The organism is Candidatus Tisiphia endosymbiont of Sialis lutaria, from assembly GCF_964026535.1.
GTDB lineage: Bacteria > Pseudomonadota > Alphaproteobacteria > Rickettsiales > Rickettsiaceae > Tisiphia.
Map to the genome: position 1 here is coordinate 974,786 of NZ_OZ032153.1, position 19,126 is coordinate 993,911.

Here is a 19,126-nt window from a genome sequence, read left to right on the forward strand (position 1 = left end):
CTATTAAATATAGGTTCCTTACCTCATTCCAGCATTCTAGTTGCTTTTCCATAATTTTCAAGCATTTTAGTTATTTGCCAATAATTTACTTTACCTATTGGTAGAATCGGTATTTCTTTAACATGGATAATCTCTGGCAAATATTTTGTTAATTCAGTATTTTGTCTCGAATATAGCGAATTTTTAGCCATCATTTCTATAAAATTTTCCCTATTAATAATCTGACTGGTGGTAAAGAGAAAAATTTGTCTGTCTTTATTATAGTCAATTGATGAGAAGTTGGTAACGTCGTCACTCGTCGCTCGCCTATTACTTATAGGCGTCGCTCCATCGCTCCTGCTACCCAATTCCCCTGAATTGACTATACCATCATCAGAACAAATAGCTACATTTTTACTATCAACATCAATCATATTAGCCAATTCCTCTATTAATACCAACGAGACTACTTCTTCTATTGCAACAAATTGTTGAACACGACCTAATAAGGTAAGATAACCATCTTTATCAATTTTTGCAACATCCCCAGTATCATACCAGCCCAGACCCAAATTTTCTGATGATGTTGGATGAATAATTCCAGGATTATTAGAGTGCATATAGCCAAGCATGATATTTGGTCCCTTAATAAATAATTGCCCCCCCTCTTCTATTCCGTTAATTGGTTTAATATAATATTCTATTTTGGGCATCAAACGACCTACACTTCCACCACGATAATGCATGGGAGTATTACAAGCTATTATTGGAGCTGTTTCAGATGCCCCATATCCTTCAAAAATTCTTATACCAAATTTATCGAGCCATAATTGCGTTGTTTCTTTCCTAAGTTTCTCACTACTGGCAAACACGTATCTTATAGAATAAAAATCATAAGGATGAGCACAGGTGGCGTAATTGTATAAAAATACATCTGTACCAAATATAATTGTTGCTCCGATGTCATATATTACCTCAGGAACACTCCGATAATGCAAAGGAGAAGGATAAAGAAAGGCTGGTATACCGTTAAGCGTCATCATTATTGTGCCAGATAAACCAAAACAGTGAAATAATGGTAAAGCCATAAAGGCAAAATCATCTAGACTAAAATGTAACTTAGCTAGAACCTGGCATCTATTAGCTTGTAGGTTTCTATGCGACAATACTACAGCCTTAGGGGAAGCTGAAGTGCCTGAAGTAAATACTACAACCGACGGATCATTGTCATCATAACTAGCACACATATTACTATAATAACTCTGTGGGAAAAAGCTAGCTATCATAGCCTTAATTCTTAAATATAAAGTAATTCTTGTTGTTAAATCTTCAAGATAAATGACTTTTATATTAACTTCTAAGATCTTTGCCAACATTTCTTGCAACCCAGCTTTTTCAACAAATTGTTTTGAAGTATAGACGGTTTTTACTGACGTTGTTTTGCACGAGGTCACTACATTGCTAACATCACTCATATAATCAATCATGACCGGTCGACGGGAACAGGCTTGCATAGCATAAAAAGTAACAATCGTTTCAACCATGTTAGGTAGCATAATACCTATATATTCAGCTACTTCTGTATCCTGTTTTATTAAATTTGCTAAAGTAAAAGATTGTAATATTAATTGACGATAGGTAACAGACTTATCATCAATATCTTGTATTATTGTTTTGTTAAAACCATAAGCTTTTGCTGTTTCAAGGAGAGACTGAAATATAGTATTCTGGTAATCAGAGCTTTCAAATATCATGTCAGTCATAATATCATAAAGAGCCTGACCTATATATTTACGTTTTTCCCTATTATCCATATTCTGATTAGCAGGAGACTTTACTGGTGGTAAAATAGTGATAGTAACCTTAGGAAATATCCGTGTTTTTAGTATATTTTTAAGTTTGGAAAAATTAGTAAATTGTGTACCATCTATTCTTACAGGTAAAATTGTTGCATCAGCTTTTTCAGCGATCATGCCAGGTCCTTCATATATCTTCATTAAGGAACCAGTAATACTTATTCTTCCTTCGGGAAAGATAGCAACTTTTTTATCTTTTTGCACTTCCCTAATCAAACTCTTTATAGCCATTGCATTAGCGGGGTCAACTGGTAGAGTTTTTGCCATCGTTAAAAATGGTTTTACCCACCACACTTTAGCCATATTTGTATTAATGGCAAAAGTCATTTCTTCAGGTAAATAAGTTGCCAGTAATGCAGGATCAAGATATGAAATATGATTGGCGATAACTACTGATCTTTTGCCAGCTTTATAAAAATTTTCAATACCTTTTACTTCCACTCTGTACATGCAATCAAAAATAAATTTTAAAATAGCTCGGTTAACAGCAAAAGGTACTATTTTTACTTCAGGAATTAATTGATAAATATAATAAGCTACCACTATGTTAAGTATGCTAATAAATAATATAACCGATGGTATCGAATATTCCCAATAGAATAACAACGAAAGTATTGCAGTAGACCCAGCCATAAACACAGCATTAGCAAAATTATTTATGGCAATTATTCTACTACGATGAGCTGAGGAGCTAAGATATTGTAATACTGCAAAAAGCGGAACAATATATAACCCTGCAATAGCAGCTATAAAAAATAAATCTATAATAATCCGCCAATTATGCTTTTTAGATAAAAAGACAAATATACTCTTTAATTGCTCCGGTTCATAATGAACTGCACTAATTCGACTGGCAAAAAATAAATCAATACCAAATATACTGACACCAATCGCTGAAACAAAAACATATTTCGTGGTAATTTCATTCCCCAAAATCTTACTACACCAAAAAGAACCAACCCCTACTCCAATTGAAAATGTCGCAAGAAACAAATTAGCAACATTTTCATCTGCTCCAAAAGTATTTTTAGCAAGAGCTGGAATTTGGGCAAGTATTGCCGCACTGATAAACCAAAACCAAGATATGCCAAGAATTGCTAAATATACTTGCTTTTTAGATTTGGCATATTTAATCATTTCTATATTTTCGCGAAATAAATTTAATTTTATTTTAATTTCACAATTAGAATTATTTGATTTTGGCATAAAATAACTAGCAATAACGCCAATTACCGCAATCATTATCAGAATAGTGATTATTAAATTGCCACTTATAGTGTAGTATCCTCCAATAATAGTACCAACTAAAATGGAAATAAATGTTCCCGCCTCAACGAATCCATTAGCTCCCAACAACTCATCTCGGTATAAATGATCTGGCAAAACACTATATTTGATTGGTCCAAAAAATGTCGAATGTATACCCATAAACAATATAGATAAAAACAGTATTACTAAACTATTATCAAAAAATCCATAAGTAGCAAAAAGCACTATGATTAGTTCAAATAATTTAATGATTTTAACTAAAGTTGATCGCTCATATCTATCAGCTACTTGCCCTGCAATACTTGCAAATATTACAAAAGGTAATACAAAGATAGTATTAGCAGCGAGTACAAGTAATTGGGCTGATTCCACCAATTGACTAGATAGTTTATAGGTAATTAATATAATTAACGCATTCTTTAGTATATTATCATTCATACAACCACAAAATTGTACTATGAAGATAGGCAAAAAACGCGTATCTCGAAATAAATATAACCGATTTGATGACATGCTTTCTCCAAAGACATTATAATGGCGGTATAGTATGCAATTCCTTGCTTTATGTCAAATAATCTAATTCAAACCACCTATTAGAGTATATGATGCCTTTTCCCCATGGTAACTAAAGGATGAATAGAGGCAAGATGGTTAAATATTTTTTCCTTAGTAACTGCCTCATCATATCTTGACTGTATCCTAATCCAAAAACTATCTGATAAGCTGAAATACTTTGCCAATAACAGAGCAGTTTCAGTACTAATATTTCTTTGTTTGTTTACAATCTCTGTTATTCTATTAATTGGTACTTCAATATCTTTAGCTAATCTATAAGCCGAAATACCAAAAGGTTCCAGGAATTCAGTCTTAAGTATTTCGCCAGGGTGTACCGGATTAATTTTATACATATAAGTTACCTTTTATTTATGATAATCGTGAATACTCACCAAGTTATGTCAAATTCTCGGCTATATCTATAAATATAACAGATTTTTTTGCTCCACTAATAGCTGTTTTCATTATTTTTATAATAGACCTCTTGCATAACCTAATCTAATTGGTAATTTTGTTGTCAAAACTCGTCTCCGTTCCTCACGTACATCTTAGTACGCTGCGGTACTCGACTTCGTTTTTCCTAAAAATTCCTCAATTATCTTTAGGTTATGCAAGAGGTCTAATATTGCTTATTTTTTCATCCCCTAACTCATCACATTATAGAGAGGTACTTTAAACTAACTCACCTTACGCATGACATTTAAAAGTCATATAGAAAATAGCTTGGCGTCATTGCGAGAAGCTACTTTAGTAGCGACGAAGCAATCCTAATGAATGTGGATTGCCACGACCACGTAGTGGTCTCGCAATGACAGAAAACCTATCTAAAACCCTCTTTACCTTCTAACTTTCAACAGTTGTGGGGTTTATGCATAAGGTGAGTAAACTAAGTTAGCTCTAAAGCGGCTTCTTCTAGCGTATTAATTTGATCTCGTATTTTTGCTGCCTGTTCAAATTCCAAATTACTAGCTTTTGAGTACATTTCTTTTTTTAATTTATTGATATGAGCTTTTAATTTTACTGGATTATCCAATAATATATGAGCTTGTTTTTTATTACCTAACTTACTATCCAGTTTTTCTAATTTAATTAGTGCATGGATATGATTATTAATTGTTTGGGGTATTATAGAATGCTGTCTATTATATTCTTCTTGAATTTTTCTTCTCCTATATGTCTCGCTTACTGCCTTGTCAATAGAGTTGGTAATACGATCTGCATAGAGTATTACCCTTCCTTGACTATTCCTTGCAGCTCTACCAATAGTTTGAATTAACGAAACTTCCGAGCGTAAAAAGCCTTCTTTATCAGCATCGAGTATGGCAACAAGTCCACATTCCGGAATATCTAAACCTTCTCGTAATAGATTAACACCAACAATAATATCTATAGTACCTTGGCGTAAATCTTTGATGATTTCAATACGCTCAAGAGTATGAATATTAGAGTGCAAATATGATACTTTATACCCTAGTTCTTGGAGATAATTTGTTAAATCTTCTGACATTTTTTTAGTTAATGTTATCGCTAAGATACGAAATCCTTTATTTATTGTCGATTGAATTTCGCTTAGCAAATCTTCAACTTGGTTAGTTGCTGGTTTTATAATACATTCTGGGTCAAGTAATCCTGTGGGTCTGATGATTTGCTCAACCATAACCCCTGCTGTTTCGTCCGATTCAAAAGATCCCGGTGTAGCTGAAACAAAAACCGTTTGAGGTCTAAAATCTTGCCATTCCTCAAATTTTAATGGTCTATTATCTAAGGCTGACGGAAGACGAAACCCATGTTCCACTAGTACGGTTTTTCTAGCCCTATCACCATTATACATTGCTCTAATTTGTGGAACAGATACGTGACTTTCATCAACAAATAATAAAGCATCTTTAGGTAAATATTCAAATAGGGTTGGTGGTGGCTGTCCATTTGCTTTACCAGTTAGAAACCGAGAATAATTTTCAATACCTTTACAACTGCCAGTCTCCATCATCATTTCCATATCATATTGAGTACGTTGATTTAACCTTTGAGCTTCTACTAACTTACCATGTGTATTAAGAAATTCTAAACGTCGTTGTAACTCCTCTTCAATTTGTGATATGGCGTTTTGTACTACTTCTTTAGGTGTTACAAAGTGCGATTTAGCATAAATCACAGCTTGCTCCAATTTAGCTAATTTTTCACCTGTAAGCGGATCAAATTCGCTGATATATTCCAGTTTATTATCAAAAAATGATAATCGCCAAGCTTTATCGTTATAATGTACTGGGAATATATCAATATTATCACCTTTTACCCTAAACGTACCACGCTCAAATCCCACATCATTACGCTTATATTGTAAGCTTACTAGGTCACTGAGCAATTTATCTCTAGCATAAATTTCCCCAGACTTAAGGCTTATAGTCATCTGATAATAAAGACCCGGTGAACCAAGACCATAAATACAAGAAACAGAAGATACAACAATTACATCCCTACGTTCTAAAAGAGACCTAGTAGCAGAGTGTCTTAATAAATCTATCTGTTCATTTATCGAAGAATCTTTTTCTATATAAGTATCGGTTTTTGCAATATATGCTTCGGGTTGGAAATAATCATAATATGATACAAAATATTCAACGGCATTATTTGGAAAAATCGCCTTCATTTCTGAATAAATTTGGGCAGCTAACGTTTTATTATGAGCCATAATAAGTGACGGTCGATTGGTTCTCTCAATAATATTTGCCATAGTAAAGGTTTTACCGGAACCAGTAATGCCAAAAAGTATTTGTGAAGGCAATCCCGATTCAAGCCCCTTAATGATTTCATTAATTGCTTTTGGCTGATCGCCAGCTGGACTATATTTAGATACTATCGAAAAATTATTTATCATTAATTTGTAACTTGCTAGTTTGTTATTATATGTAGATAATAGTTTTATAACCAATTAAATAGGATAACTTTTATGAAAAACATATTTGTCACGGTCATTATTTATACATTAACACATTGCCCCTATTGCACTAAGGCCAAAAAGCTACTTAATCAAAAAAATATATCTTACGAAGAAATAATCGTAGATAATTATAATGAGAGGCAAAGATTAGAACTACAGCATAAAGCTAGTGGACAACGTACATTACCACAAATATTCATTAATAGTAAGCATATTGGTGGGTGCGACGCTCTTTATGAACTTGAAAAAGCAGGTAAACTAGATGAATTAGTGAAGTAATATAGTCAATTCAGGGGAATTGGGTAGTGTTATCTGTCATTGCGAGACCACATAGTGGTCGCGGCAATCCACACTTAATGGATTGCTTAGTCGTGCTTTAGCACTTCTCTCAATGACGTTTTTACCCTGTCATTCCCACATCTAATTTGTCATTCCCGCGTAGGCGGGAATCTTTAGACCCCTACCTACGAAGGGGTGACACAAAAATGGATTGCCGCGTCGCCGCTTTTAGCGGCTCCTCACAATGACGCCAAGCTATTTTCTATATAACTTTTAAATGCCATGCGTAAGGTAAGTTAAATATACTTGACTTACAAGTGATAATAAATTACTTTAGCACAGATTATATGGCGGATATAGCTCAGTTGGTTAGAGCATCAGATTGTGGATCTGAGGGTCGCGGGTTCAAGTCCCGTTATTCGCCCCACCTTCTCGAGGTTCTACAACTTCACTCAAACATTTTTATTTTGGTTTTATTTTGGTTTCTCTCCAAAAGTCCCAAAATTTAGCCTACAAAATAGTCTATTTTTAACCATATTACAACAAACTGAAGTGCCATTAGGAATTTAAAACCACCTTACGCATGACATTTAAAAGTCATATAGAAAATAGCTTGGCGTCGCGAGAAGCTACTTTAGTAGCGACAAAGCAATCTAATAAATGTCGATTGCCACGACCACGTAGTGGTCTCGCAATGACATCTTGCACTTTCCTGGAATTTTTAAATTGCCATGTGGTTTATGCGTAAGATGAGTTATTAGACCTCTTGCATAACCTAAAGATAATTGAGGAATTTTTAGGAAAAACGAAATCGAGTACCGCAGCGTACTAAGATGTACGTGAGGAACGGAGACGAGTTTTGACAACAAAATTACCAATTAGATTAGGTTATGCAAGAGGTCTATTAAAGTTTTTCTGTCTCAACTCCCTTAGGAAGCTGTCGGATGTGATATTGTTACCTCCCTCAAATTTATTATTCCAATTTTTTACATTATTTTCTCTTAATATCCTTAGTCAAACCATAAAATATTATATACTAATAATCATGGGCTATATTGGAAGTCAACAAATATAGTCAATTCAGGAGAATTTGGACTGCGACGAGTAACGACGTCACCAGCTTCTCATAAATTGACTATACTTTAACTAATTTAACCAGAGGAATAGTAATATGAGCAATAACAATATTAATAATACTTATTTACGTACAAACTTTGAAATTCCACCTGATCCTCAAGAAAAACCTGAGGCAGGGAAATGTAATAATTATAACTTGAGAAAGAATAATGGTACTGCTGAATGGATAGTAATGCATTATACGGAGTGTGATTTTGCTGAAACTATCGCATTATTTACCAGGAATACATCAAATGTTTCATCTCATTATGTAATAAATACTGATGGTACCATTTATCGACTTGTACCAGATCAGTATAGGGCTTGGCATGCTGGTAGAGGAAAATTAGAAGCAGATAGTGATCTTGACCCAGCTGATCCAACATTTATGAATTCAAAATTTTGTGGGGTTCATGGATCAGATGATGAAACAAATAATTTAAAAGAAAATAGTACTCTTAATCCCCATATTGCGACTTCAATACTTGATAATGATATGAACAGCTGGTCTATTGGTATTGAACACATTGCTTCTGGTAAGGAACCTTTTACTGATCAGCAAATAGATGCCAGTATTGAGTTAGTTAAAACATTAGTATCCAAATATGAAATAAATCCAAAATTAATAATAGGTCATAGTGATTGGGCTCCAGGTAGAAAAATAGATCCTGGTATATATTTCCCTTGGGAGAGCTTTGCTAAAGCATCTCTTGGACTTTATTCTTTTGTCTCAAGAAAAGAGAACCCTAAAGTTATAATATCTTATAATGATAAAACAAAGCAAGATAGGAATAAGATTGAAGAAGTACAGAAATTACTTGAGAAATTTGGTTATCCAATTATAAAAGCAGATAACTCAAATCTAGGTCTATTAGATGAAGGCACCATATCAGCTATGTTGGCTTTTAATATACATTATACGGGAGATATTTTAAATAATATTGCTCTCAGAGAACAATGGGATATATTATGGAACAATTCTAGTAATAAGGATGCCAGAGGGATATTAGCTACTTGGAGTGAAAATAGTGAGAATGTATTAAATGATCTGCTATAGCTAACCCAACTAAGTTTCTCGACTTCAGTGTTGTTGTGGCAAAGAGTGGCTGAGAGATCAGGGAATGATAAAATTTCCAGGCACAACAAATTATTTATTCGAATTTAAAATGTTATTGACAGATTGATAGAAAGCAATTGCTGGAATATCATGATCAAGGTATTATAGGTACTAGTTTAGCTAAACAATAGCTTAATAAGTAAGTAGAAAAATGACAAAAAAGTTAAAGCATGATTCATTAGTCAAAACAATAATGGCTGATCCTGTGGCAGCTCAAGAGTTTTTGGAATATTATTTGCCTAATGATTTTAAGAGTTTAGTAGATTTATCAAAAATAACAGTAGAAAAAGAAAGTTACATAGAGGAATCGTTAAACAAAAAATATAGTGATATAGTGTATGGAGTTGCGACCAAGAATCAGGGTAAGGCTTTTGTGTATGTGTTGATTGAGGCTCAGTCGGGCGTTGATTATTGGACAGCTTTACGGTTATGGAAATACACATTATTATTATGTGAAAGGCATAAAAAAGGAAGAAAGAAATTACCATTAGTATATAATTTAGTAATTTATAATGGTAAAGAAGTTTATACTGCCCCTAGGAATTTATGGAGTTTATTTACCGATGCAATTATAGCCAAGAAATTAATGACAGAAGATTATCAATTGGTCGATTTACAAAGCATGTCTGATGATGAAATAATGAAGAAAAAGCATATTGGGATGTTAGAATATATGCTCAAGCATATTCATCAACGAGATATGATAAAGCTTTGGGAAGAATTTCTTCAAAGGTTTAAATTAGAGATATTAATAGATAAGGAAAAAGGCTATATTTACATAAAATCGTTTTTATGGTACACTGACGCTAAGCTTCCTGAGGCAAAGCAATCAGAATTGGAGGAAGTACTAGCCAAATATTTATCAGAAGAAGAACAAGGTGTTATTATGAGAACTATTGCACAAAAATATATCGAAGAAGGCGAAGCTAGAGGTGAAGCTAGAGGTGAAGCTAGAGGTATCTATATAGGTAAAGTTGAGGGTAAAGCTGAGGGTAAAGCTGAATTGGTAAAGCTGTTGTTAAAGAATGGCAATTCCGTGGGGTCAATTGCTAAGATGACAGGTATGTCTATTAGTAAAATTAATGAATTGCTGAAAATACAATAATTGGGTGTTTCAAATATTTTTAAAATTTAGATTGCTGTAGTTGTGGCTGTGGAATTGTGGGGAAGTTCGTTAGAAATTATCCCTAAATCCACAGCCCGCTAAGCTTGCTATCCTCAGAAACTAGTTCGTTTTAGCAGTAGCACTAATGCTATCAACCTTCTTTCCTAGCTCCACAATTATCTTGCCACTTGCATCATATTTTGCTAGCTAGGGTTTGTTGACAAGATTTAACCAGGTTGCTATAGACTCATTTTATCTTCTCTGAGTCGTAGGCTAGATGGTCTTGATGATGCTTTATAGTCAATTGATGAGAAGTTGGTGACGTCGTCACTCGTCGCTTGCCTATTACTTATAGGCGTCGCTCCATCGCTCCTAGCACCAACTCCTCCTGAATTAACTATAACAAAGCTCTCCTTCTTCCTAACTTCGGAAAATATGTCACCCCTGCGTAATCAGGGGTCTAGATTCCAGCCTACACCGGAATGACAATTTACAACTCAGTGTCATCCCTGCGAAGGCAGGGATACAAAATGCCCAAAAAGCCCTGATGTATTATAGATTCCCGCCTACGCCGGAATGACAACCATTGTCCTATATTTTATTGTATAGTCAATTCAGGGGAATTGGGTAGCAGGAACGATGGAGCGACGCCTATAAGTAATAGGCGAACATTGAGCAACGACGTCACCAACTTCTCATCAATTGACTATAAGTCTACAAAAAACTTAATAGACTACTTCCCCGCCTTATTTGCCAATACCCAGTTACTATCTAAGTAATCATTGCTATATTTAGCTAAATATTCCTGATATTTACCTTTAAAATCAGTAATAGTTTGGCGGGATAGTGCAATAATCCTTGTGGCTATACTGCTAGCAAAATCTCTATCATGAGTTACCAATATTAGAGTACCTGGGTAGTTAATTAGTGAATTTTTTAGCATATGCTTAGATTCAATATCTAAGTGATTGGTTGGTTCATCTAATACCAATATATTACTTTCTTCTAAGATAATTTTGGCTAATAATAAACGAGCTCCTTCTCCACCACTCAAATTTAAAATATTCTTAGTTACTTCATCTTTACGGAATAATAATTGACCTAATATACTACGCAACGTATTGTCATTCTCAGTAGGTATTTGGTTGGATAACCAATCAATAACGTTGATATTTTCATTGAGTAATTCATGATGATCCTGAGCAAAATAAGAAATTTGAGTTTCGTATCCCCATTCATAACTTCCCAAATCTGAGAATATTTTACCAAGAAGGATTTTTAGTAAAGTAGATTTACCAATACCATTTGGACCAATAATAACAATTTTTTCTCCTCTTGTTACAGTAAAACTTACATTATTTAATATTTTTTTATTCTCATAATTTTTAGAAATACCCTTAACTTGTAGCGCTAATTTTCCAGATGGTCTTTTTTGCTTAAAATTAAAATACGGGCTAATACGTGAACTTTTTTGTATATCAGGTAATTCCATTTTCTCTATTTGTTTTTCTCGTGAGCTACTTTGCTTAGCTCTACTAGCGGAAGCCCGGAATTTATCAACAAAAACCTGCATAGTAGCAATTTTTTTCTCTATATTAGTAAGATCCTTAAGCTTTTGATCGGCAATTAGCTGTTTATCACGAATAAAAATATCATAATTACCAGTATAAGTTTTGATGGTACCGTAATCTATATCCAAAATATGGGTAGAAATATTATTAAGAAAAGTCAAATCGTGCGAAATAAATACTAAAGCACCTTTGAATTTTTGTTTTAGATAATTTTCTAGCCAATAAATCGATACTATATCAAGATGGTTGGTCGGCTCATCAAGTAATAATATATCAGGATTGTTGAATAAACTTTGGGCTAGTAATACTCTAAGTTTGTAGCCGCCGGATAAAACGGCTAATGGTTGATGATGATATTTTTCTTGTATCCCTAAACCTAGAAGTAGCTCAATGGCAAAAATTTCTGAGATATATCCATCATTATCAGCAATAATTTGTTCCAATTCACCTAACCGATAACCGCTTTCCTCATCACATTTCTCATTCCCTAATATTTTTTCCTTTTCTTGTAGAGCCTGCCATAATTCGCTTCTACCAGCAATAACAGTATTAATAATTGAAGTATTTTCATAAATAAATTGATCTTGTTTCAAGCAACCAATACGAGCCTTCTTAACTATATTGACTTCACCAATGCTTGCTTCCTCTTCTTTAATTAGAACTTTAAAAAAAGTAGATTTACCAGCACCATTCGCTCCAACAAGCCCATATATATTACCATTTTTGATATGAACATTTACGTCGGTAAATAATATTTTTGCACCATAACTCATGGCTAAATTAGTTGCGATAATCATAAAGTATAATTAGGTAATAATGTACCATTTTTTAATTTTAATTTAACCTGCTTAAGTGATCTCGGATCTGCCTCGATTACTTCAAGTTCAACCTGTTCCTCAATATCAATTTTAATACCAACCGAAGGCACATTACCTACTTTTGCTAAAACTAAGCCACCAATTGTATCGAATTCATCATTTTCTGTTTTTAACTTCACTCCAAGAGCCAATTCAAGCTCCTCAACCTTCACTCGAGCATTTGATAAAATGGTATTATTATTGATAATTTTGAAATTATCATTATCCGACTTTTTATCATGCTCATCATCTATTCTACCAACTATCTCTTCCATAATATCTTCAATGGTGACAATACCATCAGTTCCACCATATTCGTCAACAACTATAGATATCTGCACACGATCTCTTCGCATTTTCGCTAATAAATCTATCAATTTCATTGAAGGAGCAGAAATGATAGGTTTACGAATTATTCCTTTCAACGACATATCTTGCTTAGTAACAAGTATCTTAAACAAATCTTTTATATGAATAAAACCAATTATATTATCCAACGTTTCATCATAAACTAACGTTCTAGTATGAGGTATTTTGCTATTAAGTATTTTGCTTAACTCCTCCACGCTAGTGGTTAATTTTACTGCCTTAATGTCAGATCTAGGAATCATTACATCTTCTACAGTTTTATGACCAAATTTCAAAAGATTCATAAAAATCTTTTTTTCTTCCAATGCCATTTTCTTGCTGTTAGATTTTAGCTTTTTAATAGTATAATAAAAATTATCCTCTATCTTTTCTTTAAGAAACAGACGAAAGAACCAAGATTTAAGAATATCAAATTTTGAAGGATTTGTAAGCATAGCCTTTTTAGAGTTAATAGAGGAAATATCTTCTTTTTTCACATAACCTAGCATAATTGTTAATATGGAGAAACAATAGCAAAATCCTTTAATATTTCTATTTCTAAATTTTCCATAATAGTTGCTTCTTCGTCATTTTGGTGATCGAAGCCAAGTAAATGCAAAATACTATGTACCAAAAGATGTATAAAATGATCCCTAAAGCTTTTATTTTGACTTATCGCTTCACTCTGAATTATTTCATACCCAAAAGCTATGTCTCCCAAATACATATAACCTACATTAGGAGTAAATTCAAGTAAATGCCGAAAGTCTAATTCTATATCAGGAAATGATAGCACATTTGTAGGTTTCTCCTTACCACAAAATTGGCTATTCAAATTTAACATTTCATTATTATCAGTTAGTAATATCGCTAGCTCAAACCTTGCAACTCCTTTAAAATTCTTATATCTACTTAATATAGCACACGCAACCTTCTTGACTAATAGTTTATTGATAAATTTATGATTTTTCCAATCTTGATAAGTGCGAATAATTTCCACATTGATTTTCATAATATAATTTGTTGTTGAATATGGCTGAGCAAATATAGCTTCTGCAGTTGATTTAAGTAGATTTAATTATATAGCTTTATAATAAATTTACACCAAATTTATTTAAATTTTTATTGCGAAACATAGTTGATCCATATTATAGTCAATTCAGGGGAATTTGGGGCTAGGAACGATGGAGCGACGCCTATAAGTAATAGGCGAGCATTGAGCGACAACGTCACCAACTTCTCATCAATTGACTATACGAGCTTTATGGATTGCCACGCTCACATACATTCGCTCTCAATGACGCTTAGAGAACAGCTTTTTTCAGACAAAATCTTTAAAAATTAAATTATATATAATGCACAAAATAATTTTTAAATAGGAAAATATTATGACCGCCCCTAATATACCAAATACACCAAGAATATTGAGAACAGAAGAAAGAATAGAAGCAGCAGAACCTGCTGTAGTTGTTAGAGATTCGACTTTTGGAGAATCATTAACTGTAAGGGCAGGAGGGCCTACTGTCACTCTTACAGGACATGATTTCCATCTCCTCTTTTTATCTCTTACCCCTGATGGTCATCTAGAATTTAACTATGGTGGCGAGGATTATAGCATAGACGTTATAGGAGATATGCATATTACTTTATCATAATATCACCTAATTCAATAGGTTTTGCTATAGACAAATCTAAGCATTGAAACATAGGCAACGAAGTAATTCAAAAAGTAACTAGAAATTGCTTCGTTGTAGCAAAAATACTATAGTCAATTGATGAGAAGTTGGTGACGTCGTCACTCGTCGCTCGCCTATTACTTATAGGCGTCGCTCCATCGCTCCTAGCCCCAAATTCCCCTGAATTGACTATACTCGCTAATAAACGTCTTATTCTTGATAATCAAGTTTTTCTCCAAATAGTTGATCCATCTGGTTTATCTTCTAGAATAATGCCATCTTGCAATAAATCTTGGCGAATTTGATCGGCTAATAGCCAATCTTTTTGTAATTTTGCTTGTTGTCTTTGGGCAATAAGCTGCATAATTAATTGATCGCCCTGTTGATCATTTATTGTATAATGGAACCACACACTAGCTGGCTTGGTCATTAGACCGATAAAATTGCTGCAAGAAAGCAAGTAGGATGCATAGGTGTATTTATCGTCTTCTGTGGTACTGGCAAAAACCAATTTGGCATAATCGTTGATTATTTTTATGGCAAGAGGGGTGTTCAGATCATCAAATAAGCTTGAGCAAAATTCTTCTGGAACATTCTGAACATCAAGCTTGTTAATATCTAAATTTTCTATCGCTCTATACCAATAATTTATTGTTTTTTTAGCATCTTCTAAAGCCTTATCGTTGTAATCTAATGGTTTGCGGTAATGGCTGCTCATTAGCAATAACCTAATCACGTCACCTGGGATTTTCTTATCTATCAAATCTTTTACCGTAATAAAATTATTGAGCGACTTACTCATTTTTTCACCATTACAGGTTAAGAATCCATTATGCACCCAATATTTAGCAAAGTAAGAGTTCGGGAAAGCACATGTACTTTGTGCTATTTCATTAGTATGATGAGGAAAAATTAAATCTGCTCCACCACCGTGAATATCAAAATTTTCTCCTAGATATTTATAGCTCATCGCTGAACATTCTATATGCCATCCTGGTCTACCTCTTCCCCAAGGACTATCAAAATTTGCCAATATTTCTTCATCTTTATTGGCTGGTTTCCATAAGACAAAATCATGGGGGTGCTTTTTTGATAGATTATTTTCAATACGTACTCCTTCTAGCATTTCATTAAGATTACGATTTGATAATTTTGTATAATCTGGAGAGGTAGAAATATCAAAATAAACATGGTTATCTGCAATATAAGCATGGTTTAGGTCAAGTAATTTTTGAATAATCATCACCATATCATCAATATGCATAGTAGCTTTTGGTTCGATATTTGGTGTTTTGCAACCTAGATATTGCATATTACAATGAAATTCTTCTGTAATTTTGGCTGTTAAGTCAGCAATAGTTATTTTGAGTTCTCTGGCTCTATTTATTATTTTGTCATCAATGTCGGTAATATTACGGACATATTTTATATGATTTTTACCAAATATTTTACTTAGTGAGCGATATAAAATATCGTATACTACTACGGATCTAGCATTACCAATATGGGGGTGATCGTAGACAGTTGGACCGCAAACATACATTTTCACTAGATTATTATCTAGCGGTACAAAAACCTCTTTATTGCGAGTTAGTGTGTTATGTAATAATAATTTCATGTTCTTTATCGTTGTGTTAAACTTTGTAGCTAATCCGACTAACATTACACCGTCATTGCAAGGTAGCAAAGCAATTTCTAATTATTTTTTGGGATTGCTTCGTCGCTACTAAAGTAGCTTCTCGCAATGACGTTGGGTAAAAATACTTCCGTCATTGCGAGCGAACGTACGTGAGCGTGGCAATCCATGAAGTTTGTCATATGAACAATTGCTTCGTTGCCACTAAAGTAGCTTCTCGCAATGACTGAGTAATATTATTGGGTTAGCTCTAAAGAGCATAATTATATAATATTTATTATTGTTTTATAGTTAATTTTTATGGATATCTACCTAAAATGTCAATTCAAGGAAATTATTTTGAAAAACTAAAAAAACTACCAATTACTTTAATTATTCTTATTAGCATAATTTGTAGTATTGGTTTTGTTGTACTATATTCCGCTTCGGATAGTAATATTCAACCTTGGGCATATAAGCAGATGATGATTTTTTTCTTGTTTATACCAATTGTGATAATTATTACGATTATTGACATAAAATATATATTTAAGTTTTCATATATATTTTATATTGCAGTTATTATCTTATTAGTTAGTGTTGAGCTTTTTGGCTCTATTGCTATGGGAGCAAAACGTTGGATAGATTTAGGAGTTGTCCGCTTGCAGCCTTCTGAACCGACAAAACTAGCAATAGTGTTAATGTTAGCTAGGTATTTTCATCAATTAAAAACTGAAGATTTTACCAGATTTCATAAGATTTTATTGCCTATAATAGCTGTGATAGTACCAGTTGTACTGATAATAAAAGAGCCGGATTTAGGTACTGGAGTGATTACTATCATTATTGCTAGTGTTATTTTCTTTGCTGTTGGTTTTAGAGTAAGAAATTTTATGATAATTGGTATTATCGTTGTTACTTGCGTACCGGTTATTTGGCAAGTGATGCATGATTATCAAAGAAAAAGAGTCATGGTTTTTTTGGATCCTGAGAAAGATCCGCTTGGAGCTGGCTATAATATTATCCAATCAAAAATCGCTATTGGCTCTGGTGGGTTATGGGGTAAAGGGCTTACCAAAGGTAGTCAAAGCCATCTAAATTTTTTACCAGAGCATCAGACCGATTTTATCTTTGCTACTTTTGCTGAAGAATTTGGTTTTGTTGGTAGTTTGTTTCTATTAATTCTTTATTCGGCAATTATAGTAATTTCATTGATGATTGCTACTAATTGTCGAACAACATTTAGTAAATTGATGGTAATAGGCATAACATCGATCCTATTTAGTCATGTATTTATAAATATAGCTATGGTGATGGGATTATTACCAGTAGTGGGCGTACCTTTACCATTTATATCTTATGGTGGTACAATGATGGTGTCAATGCTTATTGGCTTTGGATTGGTAATGAATGCTCAAATACACCAGCATAGTATAGTCAATTGATGAGAAATTGGGGACGTTGTCACCGTCGCTCGCCTATTACTTATAGGCGTCGCTCCATCGCTCCTAGCCCCAAATTCTCCTAAATTGACTATAGTAGTTTTTAATAGACTTATGCAGGAAATATAATTTTTTTTTAGAGAAAAAACAAGAAAACACTAGACCCTAGACAAAAGATTTGTTATAAGGGTAAGGTAAATGTTCCTCGGTAGCTCAGTGGTAGAGCAAACGGCTGTTAACCGTTCGGTCGCTGGTTCGAGTCCGGCCCGGGGAGCCATTTTAAATATAATTTAATTTAAGTTGTAATGACCAAAGAAGAGCTAATTAATTTTGAAGGGGTTGTCCTTGAGCTTTTACCTAACGCAACTTTTAGAGTGAAGCTAGAAAATGGTCATTTTATTATCGCCCATACTTCTGGTAGGATGCGTAAAAATCGTATTAGGATACTTGTTGGGGATAAGATAACAGTGGAAATGACTCCTTACGACTTAACAAAAGGTCGTGTTATCCATCGTCATTAAGATTTTTCATATTTATGTCAAATGTAGAAGATACTTCTTTAAAACAGCATAATATAGATGTAATTCTAGCATCGCAATCACCGGCAAGGCTTGAATTGCTAAAAAGAATCAAAATATTTCCCACCCAAATTATTCCTGCTAATATCAATGAAACAGAATATTCGAGGGAGTTACCAAATCAATTAGCGATAAGATTGGCGCAGGAAAAGGCAAAAGTTGTTGCCCAACAAATAACTGGTGAAGCTATAATTATAGCAGCTGATACTGTTGTAGCTCGTGGCAGAAAAATATTACCCAAAGCTTTAACAAGTGAAGATGTTAGATATTGTCTTAATATTTTATCTGGAAGACGTCATAGGGTTTATACAGGGGTCTGTATAATAAAAAAAACTTCCGAACAACTCTTAACACGACAAAAAATAGTGCAAACTATAGTCAAGTTTAAAAAACTGAGTCATCAAGAGATAGAATTTTACTGTAGCCTAGATGAAGGAATCAATAAAGCAGGTGGTTGCATGATTCACGGCTATGCTGAAGCTTTTATTCCTAGCATATACGGATCATACTCCAATATTATGGGATTACCACTATTGGAGACTATGCATATGCTTACTTCTTTGGGTTTTAAAAATAATCCTATATAAACATTAATATTAAAAATTTAGCAATTTATAAAACGTAGCTTTGGAAGCTTTGTTGATCAAGTATCTGATTTGTGTAAAGAAGCAATAATGGCAATAAACGCTCAAAATGGCATTGCCATTATGAAAACATATGCCAGGACATGGCAGAGCTACTCTTGATAGCCATTCAGTTGCCACGTGTTACCCATACCCTACAATTTTTATTCTATAAGTATTAAACAGCATAAAAACGTCA

At 33.6% G+C, this 19,126-nt stretch carries 16 protein-coding genes and 2 tRNA genes; 11 read left to right on the forward strand and 7 right to left on the reverse strand.

Translation table 11 applies throughout. The features are described 5' to 3' along the window. Positions 1 to 23: 23 nt before the first annotated feature. From AAGD20_RS04770 to uvrB, 3 genes are all read right to left on the reverse strand, one after another. A complete protein-coding gene (locus tag AAGD20_RS04770) occupies positions 24 to 3,617 on the reverse strand; it encodes an acyl-[ACP]--phospholipid O-acyltransferase (RefSeq protein WP_410520891.1) in 3,594 nt (1,197 codons plus the stop codon). Positions 3,618 to 3,697: 80 nt separating this feature from the next. Continuing rightward, complete coding sequence (locus AAGD20_RS04775) at positions 3,698 to 4,012, reverse strand: HigA family addiction module antitoxin (RefSeq protein ID WP_094649416.1); 315 nt, start codon at positions 4,010 to 4,012, stop codon at positions 3,698 to 3,700. 533 nt (positions 4,013 to 4,545) lie between these two features. After that, positions 4,546 to 6,534, reverse strand: coding sequence for an excinuclease ABC subunit UvrB (gene uvrB / locus AAGD20_RS04780; RefSeq protein ID WP_341749456.1), 1,989 nt, complete (start codon positions 6,532 to 6,534; stop codon positions 4,546 to 4,548). 75 nt (positions 6,535 to 6,609) lie between these two features. On the opposite strand from uvrB, the gene grxC reads away from it, so the two are divergent. The 5 genes from grxC (at position 6,610) to AAGD20_RS04810 (ending at position 10,996) form a co-directional block, all read left to right on the forward strand. Then, positions 6,610 to 6,879: a glutaredoxin 3 gene (gene grxC, locus AAGD20_RS04785; RefSeq protein WP_094649417.1), complete on the forward strand. Its 270-nt coding sequence runs from the start codon at positions 6,610 to 6,612 to the stop codon at positions 6,877 to 6,879. A 350-nt stretch (positions 6,880 to 7,229) separates the two neighbouring features. Continuing rightward, positions 7,230 to 7,306: transfer RNA gene (locus tag AAGD20_RS04790), tRNA-His, on the forward strand. A gap of 744 nt (positions 7,307 to 8,050) precedes the next feature. Next, on the forward strand, positions 8,051 to 9,052 hold the full coding sequence (locus AAGD20_RS04795; RefSeq protein WP_341748656.1) for an N-acetylmuramoyl-L-alanine amidase: 1,002 nt from the start codon (positions 8,051 to 8,053) through the stop codon (positions 9,050 to 9,052). Between the two features lie 211 nt (positions 9,053 to 9,263). Next, complete coding sequence (locus AAGD20_RS04800; RefSeq protein ID WP_341748657.1) at positions 9,264 to 10,217, forward strand: Rpn family recombination-promoting nuclease/putative transposase; 954 nt, start codon at positions 9,264 to 9,266, stop codon at positions 10,215 to 10,217. Positions 10,218 to 10,840: 623 nt separating this feature from the next. Further along, the gene (locus AAGD20_RS04810) at positions 10,841 to 10,996 is read left to right on the forward strand and encodes a hypothetical protein (protein ID WP_410520892.1); all 156 of its coding nucleotides are present in this window, start codon (positions 10,841 to 10,843) and stop codon (positions 10,994 to 10,996) included. Here the strand turns inward: AAGD20_RS04810 and AAGD20_RS04815 are convergent. Genes AAGD20_RS04815 through ybeY form a run of 3 tightly spaced genes read right to left on the reverse strand, consistent with a single transcriptional unit; the run spans position 10,951 to position 14,005 of the window. Then, positions 10,951 to 12,585 carry an ABC-F family ATP-binding cassette domain-containing protein gene (locus tag AAGD20_RS04815; protein ID WP_341748658.1) on the reverse strand — a complete coding sequence of 545 codons (1,635 nt, stop codon included), beginning with the start codon at positions 12,583 to 12,585 and terminating at the stop codon, positions 10,951 to 10,953. The genes AAGD20_RS04810 and AAGD20_RS04815 overlap by 46 nt on opposite strands. Then, positions 12,582 to 13,448: a hemolysin family protein gene (locus AAGD20_RS04820; protein ID WP_410520915.1), complete on the reverse strand. Its 867-nt coding sequence runs from the start codon at positions 13,446 to 13,448 to the stop codon at positions 12,582 to 12,584. Before AAGD20_RS04820 ends, AAGD20_RS04815 begins: the two co-directional genes overlap by 4 nt. 59 nt (positions 13,449 to 13,507) lie before the next feature. Then, the gene (gene ybeY / locus AAGD20_RS04825; protein WP_341748660.1) at positions 13,508 to 14,005 is read right to left on the reverse strand and encodes an rRNA maturation RNase YbeY; all 498 of its coding nucleotides are present in this window, start codon (positions 14,003 to 14,005) and stop codon (positions 13,508 to 13,510) included. A 126-nt stretch (positions 14,006 to 14,131) separates the two neighbouring features. On the opposite strand from ybeY, the gene AAGD20_RS04830 reads away from it, so the two are divergent. Continuing rightward, positions 14,132 to 14,338, forward strand: a complete 207-nt coding sequence (locus AAGD20_RS04830; protein WP_341748661.1) for a palindromic element RPE2 domain-containing protein — start codon at positions 14,132 to 14,134, stop codon at positions 14,336 to 14,338. 43 nt (positions 14,339 to 14,381) lie between these two features. Next, positions 14,382 to 14,648, forward strand: coding sequence for a hypothetical protein (locus tag AAGD20_RS04835; RefSeq protein WP_094649300.1), 267 nt, complete (start codon positions 14,382 to 14,384; stop codon positions 14,646 to 14,648). 244 nt (positions 14,649 to 14,892) lie between these two features. Here AAGD20_RS04835 and cysS read toward each other — a convergent pair whose 3' ends face one another. Next, on the reverse strand, positions 14,893 to 16,287 hold the full coding sequence (gene cysS, locus AAGD20_RS04845) for a cysteine--tRNA ligase (RefSeq protein ID WP_341749460.1): 1,395 nt from the start codon (positions 16,285 to 16,287) through the stop codon (positions 14,893 to 14,895). Between the two features lie 341 nt (positions 16,288 to 16,628). Here cysS and rodA point away from each other — a divergent pair, with 341 nt between their 5' ends. From rodA to AAGD20_RS04865, 4 genes are all read left to right on the forward strand, one after another. Next, the gene (gene rodA / locus AAGD20_RS04850; protein ID WP_341749461.1) at positions 16,629 to 17,729 is read left to right on the forward strand and encodes a rod shape-determining protein RodA; all 1,101 of its coding nucleotides are present in this window, start codon (positions 16,629 to 16,631) and stop codon (positions 17,727 to 17,729) included. 199 nt (positions 17,730 to 17,928) lie between these two features. Beyond that, a tRNA-Asn gene (locus AAGD20_RS04855) sits at positions 17,929 to 18,003 on the forward strand. A gap of 28 nt (positions 18,004 to 18,031) precedes the next feature. Continuing rightward, a complete protein-coding gene (gene infA / locus AAGD20_RS04860) occupies positions 18,032 to 18,247 on the forward strand; it encodes a translation initiation factor IF-1 (RefSeq protein ID WP_094649298.1) in 216 nt (71 codons plus the stop codon). Between the two features lie 14 nt (positions 18,248 to 18,261). Continuing rightward, on the forward strand, positions 18,262 to 18,891 hold the full coding sequence (locus AAGD20_RS04865) for a nucleoside triphosphate pyrophosphatase (RefSeq protein WP_341748662.1): 630 nt from the start codon (positions 18,262 to 18,264) through the stop codon (positions 18,889 to 18,891). Positions 18,892 to 19,126: the final 235 nt, after the last annotated feature.

Coding starts and splice junctions, on each gene's coding strand:
- AAGD20_RS04770 (WP_410520891.1), bottom strand. CDS start 3,617: ATGTCATCAAATCGGTTATATTTATTTCGAGATACGCGTTTTTTGCCT.
- AAGD20_RS04775 (WP_094649416.1), bottom strand. CDS start 4,012: ATGTATAAAATTAATCCGGTACACCCTGGCGAAATACTTAAGACTGAA.
- grxC (WP_094649417.1), top strand. CDS start 6,610: ATGAAAAACATATTTGTCACGGTCATTATTTATACATTAACACATTGC.
- AAGD20_RS04795 (WP_341748656.1), top strand. CDS start 8,051: ATGAGCAATAACAATATTAATAATACTTATTTACGTACAAACTTTGAA.
- AAGD20_RS04800 (WP_341748657.1), top strand. CDS start 9,264: ATGACAAAAAAGTTAAAGCATGATTCATTAGTCAAAACAATAATGGCT.
- AAGD20_RS04815 (WP_341748658.1), bottom strand. CDS start 12,585: ATGATTATCGCAACTAATTTAGCCATGAGTTATGGTGCAAAAATATTA.
- AAGD20_RS04820 (WP_410520915.1), bottom strand. CDS start 13,448: ATGCTTACAAATCCTTCAAAATTTGATATTCTTAAATCTTGGTTCTTT.
- ybeY (WP_341748660.1), bottom strand. CDS start 14,005: ATGAAAATCAATGTGGAAATTATTCGCACTTATCAAGATTGGAAAAAT.
- AAGD20_RS04835 (WP_094649300.1), top strand. CDS start 14,382: ATGACCGCCCCTAATATACCAAATACACCAAGAATATTGAGAACAGAA.
- cysS (WP_341749460.1), bottom strand. CDS start 16,287: ATGAAATTATTATTACATAACACACTAACTCGCAATAAAGAGGTTTTT.
- infA (WP_094649298.1), top strand. CDS start 18,032: ATGACCAAAGAAGAGCTAATTAATTTTGAAGGGGTTGTCCTTGAGCTT.
- AAGD20_RS04865 (WP_341748662.1), top strand. CDS start 18,262: ATGTCAAATGTAGAAGATACTTCTTTAAAACAGCATAATATAGATGTA.